A 23,567-nucleotide genomic window follows, 5' to 3' on the forward strand; every position below is an offset into this window, starting at 1 on the left:
GAATCATTCAGAGCTCGAATCATTTGAGGCGTGATTGATATGAGTGGGACCGGGACGGCCGCACTGCCGAAGCCCCTGGCAGTGCCGCACTTGGAGACGGCGCGGCGGACCGCCGGGGGTGCGCGGTGACCGGGGGGCTGCGCATGGCCGACGACACGCTCGCCTTCCTGCTCGAACTCGCCGTCTACGCCGCCGCTGTCCGGTTCGCGCTCACCCGGCGGATGGCCCGCCCGGCCCGCTGGGCACTCGCCGTCGCCCTGCTGGCCGGCTACATCGCGGTATGGGCCCTGTTCGGCGCACCCGGTGCGGTCGTGCCGCTGCACGGGGCGGCCCGGGCGGCGCTGGACCTGGTCTGGTTCGGCAGCGCGGCCGTCCTGCTCCGGGCGACGAACCTGCGCCGCGCACCGATGGCATTCGCCGTGATCTATCTGCTGACCACCGCGGTACATCTGACGCTCTGACAGAGCGGAACGGCAGCGCGACCGGCCACGAGCCGGACAGCTCACCTCACTCGAACAGGGCGCAGTTGACCGCGTCCATGAGCAGCGCGCCGGTCTGGTGTTCCTGCTTGGTGAGGGTGGAGGTGGCGAAGAGGAAGGAGGCCGTGCGGTGGCCGGTGGAGTCGGTGACGTTGTAGGTCGCGTAGCCGGGGACGACGCCGACGTGGTCCCAGACCGTGCCGCACGGGGTCGTCGCGGTCTCGATGCCCAGCCCGTAGCCCAGTTGCTCCGGGTCCCCGGGTCCTTCCTCGGGCACGGTGGTGCGCATCTGCGCGAGTTGAGCGGCGGGGAGCAGGCGGCCGGACATCAGTGCGGCGTAGAAGCGGGACCAGTCGCGGGCAGTCGACACGATCGCGGCGTCCGCCCCGTCCGCTGTGACGTAGTCGCCGGTGACGTCCACGTGGTCGTCGTGGTGCGGTCCGGCGTAGTCCCTGAAGTCGGCCGGGACGCCCGGTGGCATGTGGGCGGCGTCGGGTTCGTAGCCGTGGGCGTGCTGGCCGTGCCAGGTGACGCCGGTGGCGTAGAAGGTGTGCCGCAGCCCCAGCGGCCGGGCGATCCGGTCCCGTACCAACGCCGCCAGGCTCTTGCCCGTGGCCTTCTCCAGAACGGCGCCGACGGCGATGTAGTTGGTGTTGCTGTAGGACCACTGCGTGCCCGGGTCGAACAGCGCGGGGTGCCGGGCGACCAGGGCCAGGATCTCCTGGGACGTCCACACATGAGGGTCGTGGCCGGTCAGGGACGGGGCAAGAGCGGGATCGTCGGTGTAGTCGAACAGCCCGCTGGTGTGGTTGAGCAGCATGCGCAAAGTGATCGCTCCGCCGTTCCGCACCTGGCCCGGCAGCCACTTGGCCACCGGGTCGCTGAGCGCGAGCCGGTGCTCGGCGACCAGTTGCAGGACGAGGGTGGCCATCATCGTCTTCGTGTTGGACGCTTCGCGCACCTCGTCGTCCGCCCGCAGCCGGTGGTCCTTCCTCGTCCAGGCGGCTTGCTCCGCGATCTCGATCGGCTTGCCGTGACCGTCGTCCACCCGCACGGTCACTCCGGGCATCCCCTCGCCCACCAATTCCCGTACCAGCGCCCGCAGATGAGCGCGCGTACTCTCCTGGCCGACGTGCGCGACCGGCGCGACCCGCGGGACCGTCCGGGAGCCGTCGGCCGCACTGGACGGAGCCGCCGCGAGGGGAACGGTGAGGGCCGCGGACGCCACAACGGCCAGTAACGCGCGGAGCCCGCTAAGGCGCGGGCGCCGCCGAACACGTACAACGACGCGCATCACATGCTCCTTCGTGAGTCAGTGTCTGTCACCACTGTCGAGCACGATCAGGGCACGCACAGGCGAACGCGGCACCTCGACGCGACGGACCCGTCGGGCCGCGTCGGGCCGCGTCGTCAGAAGGTGATCTCCACGGCGGCGATGGGATGGCGGCGGCGACGACCGGTCAGAGAGGAGAACACGTCGCCCAGCCGGGCCATGAGGTACTTGGCGTTCAGCAGGCGGCGGACCTTCTCCCTGCCGTCGGCGTCGAGCACGCGGCCGGTCCCGACCGCCTCGGCGGCACCGGGCTTGATCCGGCCCCGTACGTCGCAGACGACGACCTTGACCCGCGGGTCGTTGCGCAGCCGCTTGACCTTCCACGAGCCGGCTTCGGTCCACACGTACAGCAGCCCGTCGTCCACCACGTGCCACACCGGTGTGGCCACGGGGGTGCCGTCCCTGCGATACGTCGTCAGGCTGACGTAGCGGGCTCGCGTCAGTGCGCTCAGCGTGGTCGCGTCGAGTGCGGTCATAGGGGGTCCCATCGCGTGTGGAGGACATGCACGAAGCCGAGGGCCTTGTCGCCGACGACGACAAGGGTAAGCGGCCACGACGGCGAAAACGCCGACCACCCGACCGGGCAGGGCGTCAGCGAGCCGTCATCCGCAGAGCGCCGTCCATCCGGATCGTCTCGCCGTTGAGGTAGTCGTGCTCGGCGACCATGGTGACCAGGCGGGCGAACTCGTCCGGGCGAGCCAGCCGCTGCGGGAAGGTCACGCTCGCGCCGAGCCCGGCGCGGACCTCGTCGCTGAATCCGGCCATCATCGGGGTGTCCACGATCCCCGGGGCGATGGTCACCACCCGGATGCCGTGCTGGGCCAGGTCGCGCGCGGCGGTGACGGTCATCCCGGCCACTCCTGCCTTGGAGGCCGCGTAGGCGATCTGGCCCACCTGCGCCTCGAAGGCGGCGATGGAAGCGGTGTTGACGACCAGTCCCCGCTGACCGTTCCCGTCCGGCTCCTGCCGGGCGATCGCCTCGGCGGCCAGCCGCATCACGTTGAAGGTGCCCAGGAGGTTGACCTTGAGGACGGTGTGGAAGAGGTCGAGGTCGTGCGGGCCGCCGCGCCCCAGGATGCGGGCGGAGGGAGCGATCCCGGCGCAGTTGACCGCGAGCCGCAGCTCGGCGCCGTCGTCGGCGATCCGGACCAGCGCCTCGCGGACCGGCGCGTCCTCGGTGACGTCGGCGGCGAGCAGGGTGACGCCGTCGGGCAGCGGGCCCGCCGCGGCCACGGCCTTGTCCAGGTCCAGGCCGTAGACGGTCGCGCCGCGTGCGGCCAGCGCGGCGGCCGTCGCCGCACCCAGGCCCGAGGCCGCTCCGGTGACCAGCGCGGCGGATCCGGCGATGTCCATGTGTCTCCTCGTAGCGTGAAAAGTGTCGGTCGGGACAGCCCTGGGGCGGGCCGTTGTCACAGGCGGCCCGGCGGCCGCCACGGTCAGGAGGCCATCAGGCGGCTGATCACCAGGCGCTGGATCTGGTTGGTCCCCTCGAAGATCTGCATGATCTTCGCTTCGCGCATGTAGCGCTCGACGGGGAAGTCACGGGTGTAGCCGTAGCCGCCGAGGACCTGGACCGCGTCGGTGGTGACCTTCATCGCGGCGTCCGTCGCGATCAGCTTGGCGACGGACGCCTGGCGGCTGAAGGGGCGGCCGAGGTCGCGGCGGCGGGCGGCGTCGAGGTATGTGGCGCGGGCCGAGTCGACAGCGGCGGCCATGTCCGCCAGGAGGAAGCCGAGGCCCTGGTGGTCGACGATCTTCCTGCCGAAGGCGGTCCGCTCGTTGGCGTAGCCGACGGCCGCGTCCAGCGCGGCCTGGGCCAGCCCGGTGGCGCAGGCGGCGATACCGAGGCGGCCGCTGTCGAGCGCGCTGAAAGCGATCTGGAGGCCCTGTCCCTCGGCGCCGATCAGGCGGTCGGCGTCGATGACCGCGCCGTCCCACATGGCGGAGGTGGTCGGGATCGCCTGCAGCCCCATCTTCTCCTCGGGCTTGCCGAAGCTCAGGCCGTCCAGGGCACCAGGCGCCAGAAAGCAGGAGATGCCGCGGCTGCCGGGCGCCGTCCGGGCGAACAGGGCGTAGAAGTCGGCCTTGCCGCCGTGCGTGATCCACGCCTTGTTGCCCGTGATGCGATACCCGGTCAGCTCGCCCCCCGGGTCCCTGACCGGCTCCGCCTTGCAGGTCAGCGCGGCGGCGTCGGAACCGGCCTGCGGCTCGGACAGGCTGTACCCACCGACGCTCTCGCCGCCGAGCATGGCCGGCAGCCAGCGGTTCTTCTGCGCGTCGGTGCCGAAGGCGTTGAGCGGGTGGCAGGCGAGCGTGTGCACGCTGGTGGCCACGGCGACCGCCGCCCAGCGGGCGGCCAGCTCCTCCAGAACCTGCAGGTAGACCTCGTAGGGCTGCTCCCCGCCGCCGAACTCCTCCGGGTACGGCAGCCCGAGCAAACCGGCCTGCGCGAGGGTGGCGAAGAGCCCCTCGGGGTAGATCTCGCCCTTCTCGTGCTGATGCACCCGAGGAGCGAGCTCCTTGTCGGCAAGTTCCCTGGTCAGGGCGATCAGGTCCTCGGCCTCGGAGGTGGGCAACATGCGGTCAACGGGCATCGCTGTCTCCAGACGGTACTTCGAGCGGTACGCCAGTACCGCTTATCGTAGCCTCAATGGCGCGCGAGGATAATGGGCACGTGATCGAAACTGCCGACGCGGTCGGACCGAAGCAGACCGGCCGTGGCGCGGCACGCCGGTCCGAGCTGTTCGGGGCCCTGGTGGACCTGCTCACCCAGGAGGGGTTCGCCCACTTCACCCTCGACGACCTCGCCGCGCGGCTGCACTGCTCCAAGCGCACGCTCTACGGGCTCGCGGGCAGCAAGGAGCAACTGGTCCGGGCCGTCGTGGTGCACTTCTTCCGCAGCGCGACCGGGCGGGTCGAGTCGGCCCTCGCCGCCGAGTCCGCTCCGGCCGCCCGGCTGGCGGCCTACCTGCACGCCGTCGCCGGGGAACTCGCCCCGCTCTCACCCCAGTTCTTCGAGGACGTGGCCGGCTTCGAGCCCGCGGCGGAGGTCTACGAACGCAATACGCGGGCCGCGGCCCGCCGGGTCGAGCAGCTGATCGAGGAAGGGGTGGCGGCCGGCGAGTTCCGCGAGGTGCACATCGCCTTCGCGGCGGATGTCATCGCCTCGGCGATGGTCCGCATCCAGCAGCGCCACGTGGCCGCCGTCACCGGTCTGGCCGACGCCGAGGCGTACGCCTGCCTGGCCGAACTCCTGCTGCACGGTCTCAGCCGCTGAGCCGTCGTCGGCCCGCGCACATCGCGGCGCGCGACCTCGGTATCGCGCCCGGCGCCGCTACTACGGCGGGCGCCCTTGCCGTCGTCACTCGATCCAGCGGGCGGCGGCCTCATAGGTGGTGGCGGGGGTGCTGTTGAACGCGATGGCCGCGTCAGGCGCGTGCCGCCGAATCAGATTGACCACGCGTTCGAGGAGTTCCACCTGGTCATCCGAGTGCCGCAGGCCGCCTCCGACGGTGACGCACTCCCACGCGTGGGCCCGCAGCGCGCTCGCGACGGCCGCGTCCACGTCGTCGCTGCCGTCGAGGCCGATCAGGCAGGTCTCCACACCCACACCGTGCTCGGCGAACTCGGCCAGCCCCGCCTCGATGGCCGCGGCCACCGGCTCGGGATCCCACGGCCCGGGCACCCGATAGGGATCAAGCCCGATCACCAGGACGCGGGGCGAAGCAGGAGTGTCCATGACCGGACGATACGCGCCGACGCGGCCCTTGGCCTTCCTCGCCCCTCCTTGCACGGGCACCGCAGATTGAGCGCACACACCGAGGCCGACCGTGCATGAATTTGACTTGAAGACGCTTGTTTCAAGCATCTATGGACAGAATGAGGGCGCTGCGGGCATGCTCGGGGCCGTGGGCCGGGAGGGACGGCCCGGCCCCACTCTCGACCTCGCAGATGAGCTGCGCACAGCGATAAGGCACGGCAGATGATCGTCACGGTGACGCCCAATCCGGCACTCGATATCACCTACTCCCTCCAGGGACTGCGCCCGCACACGACCCACCGGGTGAGCGCCGTCCATGAGCAGGCGGGAGGCAAGGGCGTCAACGTGGCCCGCGTTCTGCACGCGCTCGCCTGTCCGGTCATCTCCGTGCTCCCGCTGGGCGGATACACCGGAGCGGCCGTACGCGACGACCTGGAGAGCTCGGGGATCAACCACCGCGCCATCGACCTCGGCGACAGACGCACGCGACGCACCATCGCCGTCGCCGACGCGGTCGACGCGACGATGCTCAACGAGCCGGGCCCCGAAGTCGACGCACCCGCATGGGCCGCGCTGCACAACGCGGTCCGCGGCCTGCTGCCCGGCGCCGACGTCCTGGTGCTCTCCGGCAGCCTGCCCAGCGGTGTCCTGTCGGATGCGTACGCTCGACTCATCACGCTCGCCCATGACCACGGCGTCCCCGTCATCCTCGATGCCGACGGCCCGGCACTGACCGCGGCTCTCGACGCGCGGCCCACCCTCATCAAGCCGAACGCGGCCGAACTGACGGCCGCCACCGGTATCGAGGACCCCTTGGAGGCCGCGACGGCACTCCGGAAGGCGGGAGCCGGGACCGTGATCGCCTCGCTCGGCCCGGAAGGTCTGCTCGCCGTCGCACCCGAAGGCGTATGGCGAGCGGCCCTGGCATCCACCGAGACCGTCCGCGGAAACCCGACAGGCGCCGGTGACTCCGTGGTCGCGGCGCTGGCCACCGGCCTCACCGAGCGGCTCTCCTGGCCGGAGGCACTGGGTCGGGCCGTCGCACTGTCGGCCGCCACTGTCCGCGCCCCCTACGCGGGCATGTTCGACGCGGACGCCTACCGCGCCTACTCCTCGTCCGTCCAGGTCGACGCCATCTGACACCGCACCGCCCCCACCCACCGCGCACACACGGGCGGCCGGTCAGCCGCGGGTCCCGTGCTGCCCGTACGTCCGTCGCACGTGGGATGACGTCCGCTACGGGAGGAGTGCGCTGCTCAGGTGGCCTGCGGCAAGGTCCGTCCACTCTTCCGGAGCGGACCGCGTGCGAACGCGGGAGAACCAGTTCGGGGTGCAGCCGGTCACCGCCTTGAACGAGCGGTCGAAGTGCGGCTGGTCGAAGAATCCGGCGTCGAGTGCGGCCTGTGTCCAGGGACGGCCGCTCTCGTGAAGTCGCATGGCCCGCTGCAGGCGCAGGATCTGTGCGACGCGCTTCGGCGACGGCCCTATCTGCTGGCGGAACCGGCGCTCCAACTGGCGGCTGCTCCAGCCGACCGCGCGTGCCAGGGCCGACACGCGCACCTGACCATGGGTGCGGCCCAACTCGCGATAGGCCCGTTCGACTTCAGGGCTGCCGGGCGGACCGGCGGGCATCCGTGCGGCCAACTCCGCGTCCAGCAGGGCGAATCGCGCTGCCCAGTCCCCACAGCCCGCCAGCCGGTCGATCAACATGGCCACCACCTGGGAGCCCAGTAACTGGGCCGGGTGGACCACCAGTTCCGACCAGTCGGACATCGGTGCCCCGAAGAACCGGTAGGCCGCCTGCGGAGTCATCAGCACGGTCACGCACCGGACGGGGTCGCGGTGCTCGGCGACCAGTGCGGTGGTACGGGCCGGGATGAGCAAGGAGGCGCCCGTGAACGCCCGCTCAGGGCATACGGCGTCCGTCAAGAGCACGGGGGAGCCGAAGCCCAACGTCAGCCGGACGACTCCGTCCGGCATCAGCAGCCGACGGCGCGGCGGGCACTGGCCGCCCGCTTCGAACGCCCGATAGCCGAGCACCTGGCCCTGGAGCGCTGCCGCCAGCGGGTGGCCGAACAGGGTGCGTCTGGCACCGTCGCTGTTCGGGCGCGCGGTGGGCACCGGCCTCCCCTGCATGAGATCCTCCCGGTGCGTGGCTGATTCCGGTCTACAGCCGGAGATCCGGTGATGGTCGGCCGTGACGCCGGGGAGACGAGTGCGCCAACCGGCCTGGCTCCCCCCGGCCTGCCTGAGGGGTCAAGGCTGACCACCCTCGTACGGCGGTGACCAGGCAAGACAACCGGCAGAAGGACCGGCAGTTTGCCCGGCAGAACACCTGCGGGGCACGCGCTCACACCTGACGTGCCGTCCGCTACGCGGCGACGGTGCTGGTCACGGCCGTCAAATGAGTGGCTGTGCCCAGCACCGTCGCGTCAGCCCTCAGACGACGTCGAACTCGTTGCCCTCGGGGTCCTGCATGGCGGTGGCGTAGTGCCCCATGTCCGGCTGGTCGTTGATCCGCAGCACGGTGGCTCCGGCTTTGACCAGCCGTTCCACCGTGGCGTTGACCCGCTGGGTGCGGATGTCCAGGGGGACGTCACGGCCCCCGCCGACCTTCAGGTCGAAGTGCCACCGGTTCTTGGCGGTCTTCGGCTCCGGAACCTGCTGGAACCACACCCTCGGTCCGCGTCCCGCGGGATCGATGATCGACTCCGGAACGTCCCCGGCACCGGCGGGCAGTTCCGCCTCGGGCACCCCCATGTCCAGCCAGTAGGCACGCCAGGTGGGGTGCCCGCCCGGCGGCGGCTCGGGCACATAGCCCAGGGCCTCGGTCCAGAAGGCCACCATCCTCCGCGGATCGGAGCAGTCGATCGTCATCTGCAGTGTCATCTCCATGCCCGGAGCATCCCAGGCAGGTCTGACAGCGAGGCCGCCGTTGTCTCCGATGTCCGGGAGGTGTGGCGGTCAGGTGCTGGGGCCGAGGACGCGGACCTCGGCCGCGGAGGACCACGGGCCGCGATTGCCGGCCTCGCTCAGGGCCCTCAGGCGTACGTAGCGGGCGGTGGTCGCGGGGAAGGTGACGGACTTGGGCTGGGGGTCGTCGGCCCAGGTGCCCGTGGCCACCGGCGTGCTCCAAGTGGTGTTGTCTGTGCTGGTGGAGACTTCGTACCTGCCGATACGGCCGTTGGCGTTGCCGTCCTGCCGGGGCAGGTAGTACAGGCCGCTGACGGTCTTGGGGGCGGCCAAGTCGAAGCGGATCTCGTGCGGCAGCGGGGCGGGGGTCGTGCTCCACGCGGTGTGCCACATGGTGGTGGGCACGTCGTCGAGCACGTTGACGGCCGCGCCGTTCTCCGCGGACGTCTCCTGGCTGTCGGCGTAGCTCACGGTGCTGGGGAGTACGCCGACGACGGCGGGGTCGGTGATGGATTCCTGGCCCGTCTCGAGGTGCCCGGCGAAGCGGCGCAGGAAGCCGTCGGTCGTGCCGGCGGTGGCGGTGAGGTCGTACCAGTGTCCTGACGCGGTGAGGTCGAAGTTCTTGGTCGAGGTGGCACCGGCGGCAAGCGGTACGGTCCACGGCCCGTCCGTGCGGTAGGCGTTGGCGGTGATCGTGACCGTGCAGGCGGCGGTGCCGCTGTTCTTCATGGTCAGCGTCAGCAGTCCGGCGGCCGCGTCCAGGCCGGCGGTGACCTCGGGGTTGGCGTTGCCCGCGGTGGTGGCGGTCACGCGGTTGCCGCGGAAGCGGCGGTGGAAGCCGTTGACGCCGATGAGGGACAGGTCGTACGCGCCGGTGGGCGTACCGGCGACGAAGTAGTCGGTGAGCGTCCTGCCGGCCTCGACGGTGTGCCGCCAGGGGCCGTCGGTGCGGTAGGCGTTGGCGTAGAGGTAGACGCACTGGCCGGCGGAGCCGCTGTTGGTCATGTCGATGTAGAAGGTGCCGGGCGTGATGCGGCCCTTCGCCTCGAAGGCATAGGGGATCGGGCGCGCCTTGCGGTGGCCGGCTTCCTGCAGCGGCGGCGACTGCACGGTGGGCACGGTCGGCGCCGGCAGGGTGTCGCACTGGGTGGCGGCGGTGCTGACGTACGTGCTGGTGTCGGGAAATGCCGGCCAGGCCGTGTCGGCGGAGGTGAAGTCGAAGGCGGACAGCAGGTCGCCGGAGACAGCCTTGCGCCAAGCGCTGATGTTGGGTTCGGCGACACCGAACACCTTCTCGCAGAACCGCAGCACCGAGGTGTGGTCGAAGACCTGGGAGCAGACGTAACCGCCGCGGGTCCAGGGCGAGATGATGGTCATGGGGACCCGGAAGCCGAGCCCGATCGGCTTGCCGCCGGAGATCTCGCCGGTGGTGGCGACGGTGGTCAGCCCGTCACTGTCGGAGGCCGGCGGCGACGGCGGCGGCACGTGGTCGAAGAAGCCGCCGTTCTCGTCGTAGTTGAGCAGGAACGCCGTCTTGGCCCACACCGCGGGGTTGGCCGCGAGTGCGGCCAGCAGCCGGGCGGTGAGGTCCTCGCCTGCGGCGGGGCGGTAGTTGGCGTGCTCGGACAGCGCGGTCGGCGCCACGATCCAGCTCACCTGCGGCAGCCGGTCGGCGGCGACGTCGGCACCGAACGCCTGGACGATATCCGCGACCGTGGCCAGTCCTTTGTCGTACAGCGGGTTGCCGGGCCCGGCGGACTTGAACGATGCGAACCAGGCGAGGGCGTTGTCGTCGAAGTTGTCGCTCTCCTGGTAGACCCGCCAGGAGATCCCGGCGCTCTGCAGGCGCTCGGCGTACGTGGTCCAGGCGAAGCCCGCCGGAGGTTCGGTGTTGTCCATCACGGCGGACTGTCCGACCGATCCGCCGTTGCTGCCGCTGAACAGGTGCAGCCGGTTGGGATTGGTCTGGGTGAACGTCGAGGAGAAGTACTGGTCGCAGACGGTGAAGGCGTTCGCCAACTCGTAGTAGAAGTCCAGGTCCTTGCGGGCGAAGTGGCTCATGCCCAGGCCCGGGGTGCGGGCGGTGTTCCACGCGTCGAACACACCGTTGCGGTACATGCCCAGGTCGGTGGGCCAGTCCATGGCAGGCGCGGACGCGCACGTGGCGCTGGTGGTGGCGGTGTTCATCCGGAACGGCAGGGTGTAGTGGTCCGCGGCGGCCGGGTTGGGCTGGTACCAGACCGGCTTGCCTCCGGGCAGAGTGATCGCGTTGCGGTCGCCGAAGCCGCGCACGCCGTTCATGGTGCCGTAGTAGTGGTCGAAGGCGCGGTTCTCCTGCGTGAAGACCACGACGTGCTTGACGTCGGCGACCGTCCCGGTCCCGGCGGGTATCGGGGTGTTCAGCAGGTCGCGCAGGACCTTCGGCAGGGTGCCGGCGGCGCCGACTCCCGCCGCCGCGGCGGCGCTGGTGAGGACGGCCCGGCGGCTCACACCGGGCTGGGATGCGGGGGTCATGGTGGGGCTCTCCTGAGGGGGGAGGGTGCGACGCGGGCGGGGGTCAGTGGCCGATGGCGATCGTCGTCGCGTGGCCCGCGGTCAGTGCGACGGTCCGGGCGTGGCTCCCGAGCGTCGACGGCGTCACCGGGGCGGTGGTGGAGATCGAGGCAATGCCGCGGCGGCTGATCACGGTGAGGGTCTGGTCGACGGCGGAGGTCAGCGTGAGGGTGGCGGTTCGCGCCGCGGTGTCCCAGTGGAAGACGGAGATGCTGACCTGGTTGCGGCCGCGGACGCCCGTGATCGTGCCTCTGGCCCACTGCTCGGGCAGCGCGGGAAGGAGCTCCAGAATGCCCGGGCGGGTGCAGAGGAGGGCTTCGGCGAGGACGGCCGGGATGGCGTGGGCGGCATCGCTGTTGTAGACGGTCAGGTCGGGGTTGTGGGAGGTCATCAGTGACCGCCACACCATGTTGTTGCCGAGGATCTTCAGCAGGTTGCCGTAGACGCCGGCGCCGTCCTTCAGGCGGGCGTGGGCCAGCGCGCGGTGCAGGCTGCCGTGGGCGGAGTAGTTCTCGTCACCGCGCAGTTCGAGGGCGCGGCGTGCGTACGGGACGAGGTCGGGGGTGTCCTCGGGGTTGATCTCGTGGAGGGGCCAGGCGCCGTACAGGTGCTGGATGTGGCGGTGGTCGTAGGAGTCGGTCAGGCCCGGCCAGGACCATTCGGCCAGCGCCCCGTCGCCGTTGACCGTGTAGTCGGGCAGTTTGGCCAGCAGCATGGTCCACCGTTCGACGCCTTGCCCGGGCGCCTGTTCCACCCCGAGGGCGGTGGCGGCGTCGATGGCGGCCTGCAGCGCGTGCCTGGCGGCCATGATGTCGCCGGTGGCGTTGATCGACAGGCACTGGCCGGTGCTGGAGGGGTGGTTCTCCACGGAGTAGGAGGGCACGAAGACCGCTCTGCCGTCGGCGTCGGTGCGGGTGAGGAAGTCCTCGTAGAAGAGGGCGAGTTCCATCAGGGCCGGGCCCAGCCGTTCCTTGAGGAAGGCGTGGTCGCCGGTGACCTGGTAGTGCTCCAGCAACGGGTACAGCAGCCAGTCGGCGCCGCCGGTCCAGCACTGCCCCGGGAAGCCGTCGTCGTCGAAGTGGAGCATGTGGCCGTGCTCGCCGTCGGTACGGGTGGGGGCGAGGAACCTGCGGGCGCCGTAGAGGTGGGTGGCGTTGTCACGCCAGTCCTGCAACTGGCCGAGGACGAGGTCGAAGTAGCCCTGCATCGCGTCGCCGAGAGCGAGAATGTTGCCGCCGGCGACCTGGAGGTTGACGTTGGCGTTGGTCGTCACGTCACCGGCCCACGAGGCGTCCCAACTGCCCGTCCACAGCCCGGTCAGGCGTGGCGGCAGCACTCCGCTGGAGCTGGCGAACAGATAGCGGCCGGAGTCGTACATCCGCTCCAGCAATGCGGTGTCGATCGCCGCGCGGTTGGCTTTCTGACGGGCGATCAGGTCGCCGGTGGACATGCGGCGGTCGGCGGCGGAGACGTCCAGGTCGATGCTCGAGCCGTCGAACAGCGCACGGTGCAGCGGGGTGTGCCGGCTCAGCAGGACGCCGTAGTCGGCGGTCAGACCGGCAAGGGCCGTCTGGAGCGGCCCGGCGTCCCACGCGGTGGGGGTCTCGTAGCGGCCCAGCTTCGTCAGCAGCAGGACCTTGGCGGCCCCGGCGACCACCAGGGTCTGCCCGCTCGCGGTGACGGACGCTCCCTCTCCGTGGACGACGACGCGGGTCGCGCCCTCGTACCCGTACGCGCCTCCCGCGGGATAGACGCCGCGCAGGTCGAGATAGCCGTCGCCGTGGGTCACGCCGGCCCTGGCGGTGAAGGCGACGCTGGACGGGACACCGTCGAGGGCCGTGTTGACGCCGAGGGTGACGTCCACGGTCCGGCCGGGCGCCGCCAGCAGCTCGTGGGCGACGACGTGGTCCGCGCGGGAGACGAAGGCCCGGCGTCGCCAGATGCCGGAGGCGTCGGTCCAGCTGTGGGTGACCTCGCCGGTGCGGAAGTCGGTGGTCCGGGCGTAGCTGTCGGTGGTGATCCCGCCGGGAGTGCTGATCCGCAGTTCGTAGGCGGGGTGGAAGGTCTGCGTCCAGCGCAGGCTCCAGCCGTTGCTGAACGTCGACGCGGCACCGGTGTAGTCACCGGCGAGCGCCTGGTCCTGGGCCTCGGCGAGCCGCGCCGCGTTGTGCGGGGGCGGCACCGTCCGGCTGCCGTTGGGCAGCACGAATCGGTGGTGGTTGAGGACCACCTTCTCCAGGGACGGGACGCCGTAGTAGAGGGCGCCGTACTCGCCGTTGCCGGTGAGGAACCCGTCGGTCCACGCCGAAGCGGCCGCGGTGTCGTAGATCCCCCGCCGCGGAGGGGCGACGAGGGGTGTGGTGGGAGGCGCGCCGGGTGCGTTCACGTGTGTCACTCCGATGTGTGAGGGTGGGGAAGGCGTCGCGCCCTCCGCCCCCGGTGGTGGGGCTCGCGCCGCGTCGGCGCGAGCCCCACTGTCATGCCGCTACGGCAGGTGCCACTGCTGGTTGGTGCCGCCGTTGCAGTCCCAGATCTCCAGCGCGGTGCCGTTGGTCGTGGACTGCCCCGGGTCGTCGAGGCAGCGGCCGGAGTCGGCGCTCTTCAGGGAGCCGTCCTGCTGGGGTGCCCACTGCTGGTTGGGGCCGCCGTTGCAGTCCCACAGCTCGACGAGGGTGCCGTTGTTCTTGCCCGCGCCTGTGACGTCCAGGCACTTGCCGTTGTGGGTGATGCTGCCGTTGGACCAGGTCCACACCTGGGCGGAGTACCCGTCGCAGTCCCACAGCTGCACCTTGGCGCCGTTGGTGCTGGAGTCAGCGTCGTCGTCGACGCACTTTCCTGCCAGGCCCGAGGTGATCGGTCCGGTGTGCGGCGGGGCGGGTGTGCCGGGGGTGAGGGAGAAGTTGTCGAACTGCTCGGTCTGGTAGCCGTGCACGCCCAGACCGGCCTGGCCGTTGGTGAACGACAGGTCGGTGGCGCTGCCCACCTGGGTGCCGTCGACGCCGGCCGAGATCGTGGAGCCCTGCATGGTCAGCGTGACCGTGTGCCAGGTGTTGGTTCCCAGCGCGGTGGTGGTGCCGCTTGCCAGGGTGGTCTCGTTCCAGGAGGTGTCGGTCTTGACCAGGGACCAGGCACCGGTGTCGCTCACCCGGAAGTGGTACGCGTTCAGGCCGTTGTTGTTGCGGCCCTGCGTGTTGACCCGGCCGAGCAGCTCGACGGTGCCGGGCTGTTCGAGCAGGGTGTCGGCCTTGACCGTGTAGTTGGTCCAGGAACCGTCGCCCATGATCGTGTACGGGGAGTCGTTGGGCTCGTCGGTCCAGCGGATCGGGGTGGTGGGGGCCATCTGGCGCACGCAGGTGCCGGTACGGCCGCCGCCGCAGGCAACCGTCCGGAAAGCGCCGTTCATGTCGGTGAAGTACTTCGGCGAGGTGGTGGTGGCGGGGGTCTCGAAGGTGTCGGAGTACGGCAGCGTCATGGCCGCGGCCGCGGGCGGGGTCGCCGTGCCCTTGCCCTGGCCGGTGGTGGTGGTCACGGAGTAGACGTAGCCGGGCTGGAGGGTGAGGGTGTAGGCGGACCTGCTCGGGGTGACGTCCCGCTGGTGGACGAAGTAGTCCGCGGTGCTGCCGGAGTTGAGGTTCGTCGCCCAGACGTGGACCTGCTTGGTGGACAGTCCGCCGGTGATGTGGAAGGTGGCCGTCTGGGAGGCGGTGGCGTCCGCCGTTTCCAGGATCGTGGAGTAGTCGGAGTTGTTGGTGGACTTCAGGGAGACGTAGCTGCCGTTGGACCGGTCGCCGCCGAGGTAGCCGCCAGCGCTGTCGATGTAGTGCCAGCCGGGCTTGGTGAACTGCGTGGTCTGGGCGGTGACCCAGGTGCTCTTGCCGATCGAGTAGTTGCCGCTCCACGGCTGGTTGGCCAGCGACATGCCGTCGGTGGAGAAGAACAGGTTGGGGTAGAGGGCGGCGATGACCGGCCAGTTGATGTAGGCCGTCATCTTCCCGTCGATGTAGTCGCGGTTGATGGCCCGCGCGACGGCGCTCGCCCCGGCGTTGTAGTCCTGCGAGCCGTTCTCGCTGGCCCACAGCGGCTTGCCCAGGGACTGGGCGTTGGCGGTGCTGGGGCACGAACCCTGGTCCGACAGGTAACCACAGGGGTAGTGCACACCGACGATGTCGACCGCCGACTTCAGGGCGGAGTCGGTGGTCATGCTGTCGGCGATGTTCCAGTTGTCGTCCGCGCCGACGACCTTGGTGGTGTAGCCGTGGGAGACCAGGGTGCTCTTGAGGTTCTCGTACCAGGAGGCGTTGTAGCCGCGTTCGTTCCAGCCGCCGAGGTAGTCGATGCCCAGTCCGTGCTGTGTCGCGCAGCCGAACCAGCTCATGAGGTAGTCGATCATGTCCTGGGACCAGAAGTTGCCGTTGCCGATCCAGCCGGGAGCGCCCCACGCCAGGCCGTAGATCTTGATGTTGGGGTTGCGCGCCTTGGCCTGCGCGGCCAGCCACCATTCGTAGCCCTGGTTGCAGTCGACCGTGCCGCGGGTGTGCTCGTGGCTGGCTTCGGCCCCGTCGGTGGAGTTGGTGTCGCCGCCGATCTCGATCTTCAGGATCTGCAGCGAGGCGCCGTAGCCGGGCTTGAACAGGTAGTCCAGCAGCTGGCTGCGCTGCGGTTCGGGGTAGTCGGCCAGCAGCCGGGAGTTGCCGCCGCCGCCGCTGATGGCGCCCACTCCGTCGAAGGCCAGGCCCGTGCCCTTGCCGTCGACGGTGATCGAGGTGGTCGTCGCGGCCTGGGCCGGGTGGGGAACGAGCCCCACGGCCGTGCCCAGCAGCAGGAAGAGCACTGCCAGGAAGGCGGTTCTCGTTCTCGGTCTCGTTCTCGGTCCGGTTCTCGCTGACGAAGGCATAGCGGCTCCTTGTGTTCGGGTGAGGTGAAGGGAGGGGATCGGCGCGCGAGGGTTACGGGCCGGTCTGCGCCCACTGCTGGTTGGCGGCGCCGCTGCACGCGTACAGGATCAGCGGGGTGCCGTTGCCCGTGCCGCCGCCCGAGGCGTCCAGGCACATGCCGCTGAAGGGGCTCAGCGTCTGGGCGGTCGCGTTGTAGGTCCAGTTCTGCCCGGGTGAGGTGCCGCAGGTGGCGAGGGTGACCGGGGTCAGGGAGGCGCTGGACGCCGCGGTCAGGCACTTGCCGAGGGTGCGCAGGGTGCCGTCGCTGTAGTCGGCGAAGAACTGGTTGGCGCCGCCGTTGCAGTCCCACAGATCGGCCTGGGTGCCGTCAGATGTGTTCCCGCCGGGGATGTCGGCGCACCGCCCGCTCGGGCCGTTCTTGAAGACCCCGGTGGGCATGGTGGCGGCCTTCACGGAGATGTCGTCGCAGTAGCCGAGCCCGGAACCGCCCGCCTTGTAGCAGTAGACCGTGGCCTGGGTGTCGGACGGGCCGGTGCGGAAGATCAGGTCCGCGCCGGTGTACGAGGTGCCGGTCACCGAGGTGAGCACCTCGCTGCCGCCGTAGTCCTTCACTCCGATCTGGACCTCCTCCCCCGCGGTGCCGGCCTTCGCCCACCCGGTCAGCTGGTAGGTGGTGCTGGGAGCCAGGGCGATGACCTGTTCCGCGGAGGCCGGTGCGGAGCCGACCTGGAGCGCGTGGGTGCCGGAGTGTGCGTTGCCGGTGGTGACGGAGGCGGAGTTCCAGGCGTACCAGGGGGGAAGCGTTCCGGACTCGAAGCCGCCGTTGTTCACCAGCCCGCACGAGGCGTCATTGGGCGTGGACAGCTGGTCGGCGCCGATGTCGGGGGCGCAGACGCTCGGCACGTGGTGGCCCCAGTAGTCGCGGCCGCCGTTGTCGGGGATGACACGGCCGGCACCGATGGCGGGCGAACCGGCGGTGAGCTGGTAGCCGTTCACCGTACCGATGCCGGTGCCGCCGCTGCCGGGTGACTGCAGTTGCGGGTCCGCGGTGATCTGGCCCGAGGGGATGCCGGAGGTGTTGCCGGTCATGATGTTGTCGGTGAACCGGGTGCCGCTGTAGTCGTAGCCGCCCGAGCCGTTGTTGACGAAGATGTTGTTGGCCACGGTGAGGGAGGAACGGCCGCTGGTGAGGATGTTGGCGGTGGAACCCGCGGGTTCGTAGACGGTGTTGTTGTAGAACCAGCCGTTGTTCTCGCCCGCGTCGCGCAGGACCTGACCGGCGTCGTTCTGGCTGACGTTGTAGCGGAAGACGGCGTTGGTGGTTGATGTCCCTGCGCCGCCGCAGCCGCAGAACATCGCCATGCCGCCTTCGTTGTCGTGGCTGTAGTTGTACTGGTAGACGGTGTGGTCGGTGCCGTAGTCGGCGTCCCAGGCCATGCCGTCGCCGTTGTCGGGCAACTTGTGGGTGTGGTACGCCTCGTTGTACTGGAAGGTGACGTTGTCGGCGTTCCAGTCCCAGATGGCGGCGTTGGAGCCGTACCAGCGTGCGGCCGTGTCGTAGGCCACGTTGTGCTGTGCCACTCCGTCCTGGGTGTACTGCATCACGATGCCGTCGCCGCCGATGTCGTGCACGGTGTTGTTCTGCACGACGAACCCGGTCCACGGGTAGTAGTTCGTCACGCCGCTCTGGCAGGGGGCCGGCCAGCCGATCGATGCCCGGCACTTCCAGGTCGTCGACATGTTGATGCCGGAGCGGTCGACGGTGTGGACGTCGTTGCCGTCGACGACCACGTCGTTGAACTTCGTCTTGACGGCTGTGCCGAAGACGTCGAACTGGATGCCCGAGCTGCCGTTGAGGTCCTTGACGCCGTCGCCGTTCACGTCGTGGACGGTGAGGTTCGTCAGCCGGTAGTGGTTGCCTGTGCCGTAGTCGGTCAGCATGATGTGGACGCCGCGGCGGTTGGCGGCGGTCGCGCCGTGGTTGGTCACCTCAAGGTTGCGGATCTCCCAGTACTGCTGGTTGGTCAGCAGTACCGCGTCCGAGGCGCCGCCTCCGGCGATGATTGGCTTCGCGCCGGTTCCGTACGTGTCCACGACGATCGGCGCCCCGGAGGCGCCGGAGCCCTTGGGTGCGAGGGTGCCGTTGCAGGTGGTGCCGCGCGCGAACAGGATCTGGTCGCCCGCCCTGAAGGTCGTGGCGTTGACCGTGGCCAGCGAGTTCCACGGGCTGGACTGGGTGCCCTTGCCGTTGCTCGCCTTGGAGCAGTTGACGTAGTGCGCGGTTCCCGCCGCTTGTGCGGGGGCGGCCGCGGCGAGGGTCACCATGGCGGCCGGGAGCGACACGGCGGCGGCCAGAGCCGCCAGGCGTCTGCGCCAGCGGGCGCGGGGCGGGTGGTGTGGCGACACGTACTTCTCCTTCTGTGAGGGTGGGACGGGCGGAGCGGAGAACGCACAGGGTCCGCCCGCGGAGGAAGGCATGCGGAGTCCGGCCGATGGCACCACCGGCCGATCGGGCGGGGGCGTACGGTCCCGCGCCCGGTCAGCGGGGAGGCGCCGCGGCGGGCGGCAGGGAGGGCCGTTTACGGGTCCGCGGTCAGCCGGTGAGCCGGCCGGTGAGGGCCTGGGCGACCTCGACGGTGAGCACGGGTGCGTCCCAGCGCTTCACCACGGTTCCGTTCGCATCGCTGAGGACCACGGTCGGCAGATTGTGCACGGCGTGGCGCTGGGCGAGCTTTCCGGTGGGATCCGGCAGCAGCCGGACGGTACCGAGCTGCCAGTCGTAGTAGGTGTTGACGAGGGCGTCCACGGACGCGCCGCTCTCGTCGATGATCTCGGTCGTCAGACCCTTGGCGCCGTACTGCGTCTGCAGGCTCTGGAGTGCGACGGCCTGGCTGCGCGACGCGGTGGCGGCGGTGTCCGGCTGTGTCGCCAGGAACGCCACCAGGTGCAGGGTGCCCGGTGCGGGGGCGCGGTGCAGGACGTCGTACGCCACGGCGTCCTGCGACCGCGTCCCGCCGGCGGCGGGCCATACGGCGGCGGCGATCGTACCGGTGGCCACCGCGGCAGCCGCCAGGACCACGAGGCCCCTTACCGAGGGCCGCTTGAGGAATCGGTGGTGTTGCGACACGTGCCACTCCTCGGCCGGATGTACGGTGCCGCCGCCTGCGGGCGGCTCCGGCATCGTGGATGGGTGATTCGGCGCTACGCGCGGCTCATGTCGTTGACCGGTCCACGTCGCTCAGCGTTGGACGGATGCTAAGTCTGTGTTTCAGAACGCGTCAATGGCCGTGCACCGAGAAATCCTGACTCACGCCATAAATGCGTCCTGACCAGTCAGTATGTCGAGCACTGGCCGCCCCCGGCCCTGCGAAGCAGTGGCATCCCGTAACGGGTGGATTACGAGATTCACGGGAAAGCTTGCCGTTCGACCGGGCGGGGCCCTACCGTGACACCCACGTTCGTGGATCGATAAACGCAGGAGGTTGCTCGTGGTGACCATGGCAGAGGTAGCCGCCCGTGCGGGGGTCACCAAGCAGAGCGTCTCCAACGTGCTGTCGGGCAAGTCGGTGCGGCCGGAGACGGCCGCCAGGGTCCAGGCCGCGATCAAGGAGCTCGGCTACACGCCGAACCTGCTGGCCAGGTCACTGCGGACCGGCGCGACCATGACGGTCGGGCTGTTCGTCCCCTCCGTCGCCAATCCCTTCTATTCCGAGGTCGTCGAGGAGGTGGAGAACGTGCTGGTGCGCCACGGCTACAACCTGCTGCTCGCCACCACGCGCGACGACCCCGAGTGGGCCCGCAAGCACCTGGAGAACCTCACCGCCCGGTCGGTGGACGCCCTGCTCGTCGCCGGTGACACCGGCGTGGCGCAGCAGCTCCCCCTGCTCGCCGAAGCGAAGTTCCCCGTCGCCCTGTTCGCGTGGGAACTGGACCCGCCGCACACCCTGCCGGTGGTGTCCGTCGACTACGAGAACGCCGGCTACCTCGCCGGCCGCCACCTGCGCGAACTCGGCCACAAGAAGATCGCCGTGGTCGCCGACCTGCCCTCGCACGCACCCCGGCTGGCGGGACTGCGGCGGGCGTTCGCCTCCGACGGACTGACCATCGACGACCGCATGGTGTTCAGGAGGACCAGCGACGACGCCGAAGGCGGCTTCGCCGCGGCCACCAAAGCACTGGCCGAGCACCCCGATATCACGGCGATCTTCGCCACCCACGACATCCTCGCGCTCGGCGCGCTGGAAGCCGTGGCCCGCTCCGGGCGCCGCGTCCCCGACGACGTCTCCGTCGTGGGCTTCGACGACATCGCCCAAGTCGGACACGTCGAACCGATGCTGACCACCGTCGCGTTCCCCAAGCGCGAGATGGCCCAGCACGCCGTGGAACTGCTGCTGCGCGCCGTCGAGGCCGGGCAGCCCCCGGTCAACGCCATCTCCCTGCTGCGCCCGACCCTGATCGTCCGGGCGAGCAGCGCCCGGCCGCGCCCCGCGGCCTGACACAAACGGGCGGACGGCGACCCCGTCTCCTCGCGGTTGCGGACCCCCGACGCACGGCAGTCGGCCGGTCCTCGGCTCCGCACACCCTTCAGCGGCCCGGCCCCGACGCCCCCGCCGCCGTCGTCATCCCCGCTTCGGGATGATCCGAGAGAAAGCCCCGCATCATGAACACCTCCGACCCGACCGCATACGTCGACGACCCGTCGCCCGGCAGCGGACGGCTGCCCCCGCGCTCCGCGTTCGCCTCCGACGTCCCTACGATCGCGCTCGACGCCGCGTGGCGGTTCCGCCTGGCACCGGGGCTGGACGAGCTGACCGACGGCTTCGCCGAAGCCGCCTTCGACGACGAGGGCTGGGACCTCCTCCAGGTGCCGTCCTGCTGGCAGATGGCGGGCCTGCCCGGCTCCCAGCGCTACGGCACACCGGCGTACACCAACATCTCCTACCCGTTCCCTGTCGATCCGCCCCGCACCCCCGAGCAGAACCCGACCGGCGAGTACCGCCACCGCTTCGACGTCCCCGCCGACTTCCCCCGCGACCGCGCTGTGCTGCGCTTCGAGGGTGTCGACTCCGCCTTCGCGGTGTGGCTCAACGGCGTCAGGCTGGGCGACGGCAAAGGCAGCCGCCTGCCCACCGAGTTCGACGCCTCCGCCGCACTGCGCCCGGGACGCAACCTGCTGGCCGTACGGGTCCACCAGTGGTCGTCCGGCAGCTACCTGGAAGACCAGGACATGTGGTGGCTTTCGGGCATCTTCCGGCCCGTGTCGGTGATCGCCCGCGGCCTGGAGGACTACTTCGTCCGGGCCGACTACGACCACACCACCGGCCGCGGCAGCCTGTCGGTCACCACCACCGCCCCGGCCACCACCCGCCTGACCGTACCCGGACTGGCACTGCACGAGGTGGACCCGGCCGGACCGCACATCGTCGCCGGCGTCATCCCGTGGTCCGCCGACCAACCCCGGCTCTACACCGGCGAACTGGTCACCGACGACGGCGAGCACATCCCGCTGCGCATCGGCTTCCGCACCATCGCCGTCACCGACGGCGTACTGACCGCCAACGGCCGCCCCCTGACCTTTCACGGCGTCAACCGGCACGAGTGGCACCCCCTGACCGGCAGGACCCTGTCCGAGGCCACCATGCTCGACGACGTCCTGCTGATGAAGCGGCACAACATCAACGCGGTGCGCGCCAGCCACTACCCGCCCGACCGCCGCTTCCTCGACCTGTGCGACGAGCACGGACTGTGGGTCATCGACGAGGGAGACCTGGAGACCCACGGCTTCGAGCCGGGCGGCTGGCGCGGCAACCCCAGCGACGACCCCTCCTGGCTGCCCGCCGTCCTCGACCGCACCCAGCGCCTGGTCGAACGCGACAAGAACCACCCCTGCATCGCCGTCTGGTCGGTCGGCAACGAGTCGGGTACCGGCTCCAACCTGGCCGCCGCCGCCGCGTGGATCCGCGAACGCGACGACACCCGGCTCATCCACTACGAGGGCGACCACGAGAGCTGCTCCTACACCGACCTGTACAGCCAGATGTACACCGGCCTGGAGGAACTCGAACGCATCGGCCGCCACCGCGAACCGCCTACACCGGACCCGGCCGACGACGCCCACCGCCGCTCCCTGCCCTTCATCCTGTGCGAGTACGCGCACGCCATGGGCAACGGCCCCGGCGGCCTGGCGGACTACCAGGACGTGATCGACACACATCCCCGGCTGGCAGGCGGCTTCGTCTGGGAGTGGATCGACCACGGGATCTCCCGCACCGCGCCGGACGGCACACCGTTCCACGCCTACGGCGGCGACTTCGGCGAGGAGATCCACGACGGCAACTTCGTGTGCGACGGACTGCTCTTCCCCGACAGGACACCCTCCCCCGCCCTGGCGGAGTTCAAGAAGGTCATCGAGCCGGTCCGCATCCGCGTCGACATGGCCGAGCGCGTGCTGCACCTCCACAACCGCTACCACGCACGCGACACCCGCCACCTGCGCTTCCTGTGGACCCTGGAGGAGGACGGCCGGCCCGTCTGCGGCGGCGACCTGACGGTGGCACTGCGGCCCGGCGACCGCGCGACCCTGCCCTGGCCGTCCGACCTCGCCGCCGCGGTCGACGCGACGGTCAAAGCCGACTCCGGCTGCGACGCCTGGCTCACCGTCTCCGCGCGCCTCGCCCACGACGAGAGCTGGGCACCGGCAGGACACGAAGTCGCCTGGACGCAGGGCACGGTCACCACCGGCCGCTACGACGAACCCGTCACCTCGGCCGCCCCCCTCGTCCGCTCCGGCTCCCTCACCCTCGGTCCCGGGCAGTTCGACCCCCGCACCGGCGTACTCCGCCGGCTCGGCGAACTCGACCTGCACGGCCCGCAGTTGGAGATTTGGCGCGCGCCCATCGACAACGACCTGATCAATGTGGCGGGCGAACCCCAGATCACCGCATGGCGCCGCGAGGGCCTGGACCGGATGAAGCACAGGACGCTCAACGTCCGGCCGGACAACCACGGCGTCGTCGTCACCGCCCGCCTGGCCGCCGCCGGATCGCAGTGCGGACTGCGCGTCGTCTACCGCTGGACCGCCCCCGACACCGGCAACAGCCCCCAGCCGCACCAGCTGCGCCTCCAGGTGACGGTGACGCCCGAAGGCGACTGGCCCGTCCCGCTGCCCCGGCTCGGCGTCGCCCTGTCACTTCCCGGCGACGACGCCGACGTCGAATGGCTCGGACTGGGACCGGGAGAGGCGTACAAGGACTCCGACACGGCGGCCCGGCTCGGCTGGTACCGCAGCTCGGTGTCCGCGATGCAGACCCCCTACGTCCGGCCCCAGGAGAACGGCAACCGGCGCCACGTCCGGCAGGCCAGGATCGCCCGCGCCGGGCGGTCGGGATTCCTGATCGCCGGAGACCCCCACATCGACCTCACCGTACGGCCGTGGAGCACCGCCGCCCTGGCCGCGGCTAACCACACGCACGAGCTGCGCCGCGACGGCCGCATCCACGTGCACCTCGACCACGACCACCACGGCCTGGGCAGCGCCGCCTGCGGCCCCGAACTCCCCGCCTCCCACGCCCTGCACGCCGTACCCGCCCAGTTCACCCTGCACTTCTCCGTGGACTGAGCACCGCACCACCCCA

The 23,567-nt window shown here is 70.5% G+C and carries 17 protein-coding genes; 5 read left to right on the forward strand and 12 right to left on the reverse strand.

Annotated features, from left to right (window positions below):
- Positions 1-143: 143 nt before the first annotated feature.
- Positions 144-461: a YrdB family protein gene (locus AB0M29_RS09520; protein WP_365381381.1), complete on the forward strand. Its 318-nt coding sequence runs from the start codon at positions 144-146 to the stop codon at positions 459-461.
- A gap of 46 nt (positions 462-507) precedes the next feature.
- On the opposite strand, the gene AB0M29_RS09525 is transcribed toward AB0M29_RS09520, so the two are convergent.
- The 4 genes from AB0M29_RS09525 to AB0M29_RS09540 all read right to left on the reverse strand — a co-directional run bounded on the left by AB0M29_RS09525 (position 508) and on the right by AB0M29_RS09540 (position 4,406).
- The gene (locus AB0M29_RS09525; RefSeq protein ID WP_365381383.1) at positions 508-1,707 is read right to left on the reverse strand and encodes a serine hydrolase domain-containing protein; all 1,200 of its coding nucleotides are present in this window, start codon (positions 1,705-1,707) and stop codon (positions 508-510) included.
- A gap of 182 nt (positions 1,708-1,889) precedes the next feature.
- A complete protein-coding gene (locus AB0M29_RS09530; protein ID WP_365381386.1) occupies positions 1,890-2,288 on the reverse strand; it encodes a PPOX class F420-dependent oxidoreductase in 399 nt (132 codons plus the stop codon).
- Positions 2,289-2,403: 115 nt separating this feature from the next.
- On the reverse strand, positions 2,404-3,165 hold the full coding sequence (locus AB0M29_RS09535) for an SDR family NAD(P)-dependent oxidoreductase (protein WP_365381389.1): 762 nt from the start codon (positions 3,163-3,165) through the stop codon (positions 2,404-2,406).
- Positions 3,166-3,248: 83 nt separating this feature from the next.
- Complete coding sequence (locus AB0M29_RS09540; RefSeq protein ID WP_365381391.1) at positions 3,249-4,406, reverse strand: acyl-CoA dehydrogenase family protein; 1,158 nt, start codon at positions 4,404-4,406, stop codon at positions 3,249-3,251.
- An 80-nt stretch (positions 4,407-4,486) separates the two neighbouring features.
- Here AB0M29_RS09540 and AB0M29_RS09545 point away from each other — a divergent pair, with 80 nt between their 5' ends.
- Entirely contained in the window at positions 4,487-5,089 is a 603-nt protein-coding gene (locus tag AB0M29_RS09545) for a TetR/AcrR family transcriptional regulator (protein ID WP_365381394.1), read from the forward strand.
- A gap of 84 nt (positions 5,090-5,173) precedes the next feature.
- On the opposite strand, the gene AB0M29_RS09550 is transcribed toward AB0M29_RS09545, so the two are convergent.
- The gene (locus AB0M29_RS09550; protein ID WP_365381395.1) at positions 5,174-5,551 is read right to left on the reverse strand and encodes a hypothetical protein; all 378 of its coding nucleotides are present in this window, start codon (positions 5,549-5,551) and stop codon (positions 5,174-5,176) included.
- 243 nt (positions 5,552-5,794) lie between these two features.
- On the opposite strand from AB0M29_RS09550, the gene AB0M29_RS09555 reads away from it, so the two are divergent.
- The gene (locus AB0M29_RS09555) at positions 5,795-6,712 is read left to right on the forward strand and encodes a 1-phosphofructokinase family hexose kinase (RefSeq protein ID WP_365381397.1); all 918 of its coding nucleotides are present in this window, start codon (positions 5,795-5,797) and stop codon (positions 6,710-6,712) included.
- A gap of 96 nt (positions 6,713-6,808) precedes the next feature.
- Here the strand turns inward: AB0M29_RS09555 and AB0M29_RS09560 are convergent, their stop codons facing one another.
- The 7 genes from AB0M29_RS09560 to AB0M29_RS09590 all read right to left on the reverse strand — a co-directional run bounded on the left by AB0M29_RS09560 (position 6,809) and on the right by AB0M29_RS09590 (position 19,060).
- Positions 6,809-7,693, reverse strand: a complete 885-nt coding sequence (locus tag AB0M29_RS09560; RefSeq protein ID WP_365381398.1) for a helix-turn-helix domain-containing protein — start codon at positions 7,691-7,693, stop codon at positions 6,809-6,811.
- Between the two features lie 318 nt (positions 7,694-8,011).
- Entirely contained in the window at positions 8,012-8,467 is a 456-nt protein-coding gene (locus tag AB0M29_RS09565) for a VOC family protein (RefSeq protein WP_365381400.1), read from the reverse strand.
- Positions 8,468-8,536: 69 nt separating this feature from the next.
- The gene (locus AB0M29_RS09570) at positions 8,537-10,999 is read right to left on the reverse strand and encodes a phosphocholine-specific phospholipase C (protein WP_365381401.1); all 2,463 of its coding nucleotides are present in this window, start codon (positions 10,997-10,999) and stop codon (positions 8,537-8,539) included.
- A 43-nt stretch (positions 11,000-11,042) separates the two neighbouring features.
- Positions 11,043-13,424: a glycoside hydrolase N-terminal domain-containing protein gene (locus AB0M29_RS09575; RefSeq protein WP_365381403.1), complete on the reverse strand. Its 2,382-nt coding sequence runs from the start codon at positions 13,422-13,424 to the stop codon at positions 11,043-11,045.
- A gap of 99 nt (positions 13,425-13,523) precedes the next feature.
- Complete coding sequence (locus tag AB0M29_RS09580; protein ID WP_365381405.1) at positions 13,524-15,932, reverse strand: ricin-type beta-trefoil lectin domain protein; 2,409 nt, start codon at positions 15,930-15,932, stop codon at positions 13,524-13,526.
- A 52-nt stretch (positions 15,933-15,984) separates the two neighbouring features.
- Positions 15,985-18,339, reverse strand: coding sequence for a ricin-type beta-trefoil lectin domain protein (locus tag AB0M29_RS09585; protein ID WP_365381407.1), 2,355 nt, complete (start codon positions 18,337-18,339; stop codon positions 15,985-15,987).
- Positions 18,340-18,526: 187 nt separating this feature from the next.
- Positions 18,527-19,060: a hypothetical protein gene (locus tag AB0M29_RS09590; RefSeq protein ID WP_365381409.1), complete on the reverse strand. Its 534-nt coding sequence runs from the start codon at positions 19,058-19,060 to the stop codon at positions 18,527-18,529.
- Between the two features lie 370 nt (positions 19,061-19,430).
- On the opposite strand from AB0M29_RS09590, the gene AB0M29_RS09595 reads away from it, so the two are divergent.
- Positions 19,431-20,429, forward strand: a complete 999-nt coding sequence (locus tag AB0M29_RS09595) for a LacI family DNA-binding transcriptional regulator (protein ID WP_365381579.1) — start codon at positions 19,431-19,433, stop codon at positions 20,427-20,429.
- A 164-nt stretch (positions 20,430-20,593) separates the two neighbouring features.
- Positions 20,594-23,551, forward strand: coding sequence for a glycoside hydrolase family 2 TIM barrel-domain containing protein (locus AB0M29_RS09600; protein WP_365381411.1), 2,958 nt, complete (start codon positions 20,594-20,596; stop codon positions 23,549-23,551).
- The last annotated feature ends 16 nt before the right edge of the window (positions 23,552-23,567 follow it).

Source organism: Streptomyces sp. NPDC051976 (assembly GCF_040680795.1).
Taxonomy (GTDB): domain Bacteria; phylum Actinomycetota; class Actinomycetes; order Streptomycetales; family Streptomycetaceae; genus Actinacidiphila.

Excerpts from the sequence above, each read along its gene's own strand:
- AB0M29_RS09565 (WP_365381400.1), bottom strand. The coding sequence starts at position 8,467 with ATGGAGATGACACTGCAGATGACGATCGACTGCTCCGATCCGCGGAGG.
- AB0M29_RS09595 (WP_365381579.1), top strand. The coding sequence starts at position 19,431 with ATGGCAGAGGTAGCCGCCCGTGCGGGGGTCACCAAGCAGAGCGTCTCC.
- AB0M29_RS09550 (WP_365381395.1), bottom strand. The coding sequence starts at position 5,551 with ATGGACACTCCTGCTTCGCCCCGCGTCCTGGTGATCGGGCTTGATCCC.
- AB0M29_RS09600 (WP_365381411.1), top strand. The coding sequence starts at position 20,594 with ATGAACACCTCCGACCCGACCGCATACGTCGACGACCCGTCGCCCGGC.
- AB0M29_RS09580 (WP_365381405.1), bottom strand. The coding sequence starts at position 15,932 with ATGCCTTCGTCAGCGAGAACCGGACCGAGAACGAGACCGAGAACGAGA.
- AB0M29_RS09570 (WP_365381401.1), bottom strand. The coding sequence starts at position 10,999 with ATGACCCCCGCATCCCAGCCCGGTGTGAGCCGCCGGGCCGTCCTCACC.
- AB0M29_RS09530 (WP_365381386.1), bottom strand. The coding sequence starts at position 2,288 with ATGACCGCACTCGACGCGACCACGCTGAGCGCACTGACGCGAGCCCGC.
- AB0M29_RS09540 (WP_365381391.1), bottom strand. The coding sequence starts at position 4,406 with ATGCCCGTTGACCGCATGTTGCCCACCTCCGAGGCCGAGGACCTGATC.
- AB0M29_RS09520 (WP_365381381.1), top strand. The coding sequence starts at position 144 with ATGGCCGACGACACGCTCGCCTTCCTGCTCGAACTCGCCGTCTACGCC.
- AB0M29_RS09535 (WP_365381389.1), bottom strand. The coding sequence starts at position 3,165 with ATGGACATCGCCGGATCCGCCGCGCTGGTCACCGGAGCGGCCTCGGGC.
- AB0M29_RS09555 (WP_365381397.1), top strand. The coding sequence starts at position 5,795 with ATGATCGTCACGGTGACGCCCAATCCGGCACTCGATATCACCTACTCC.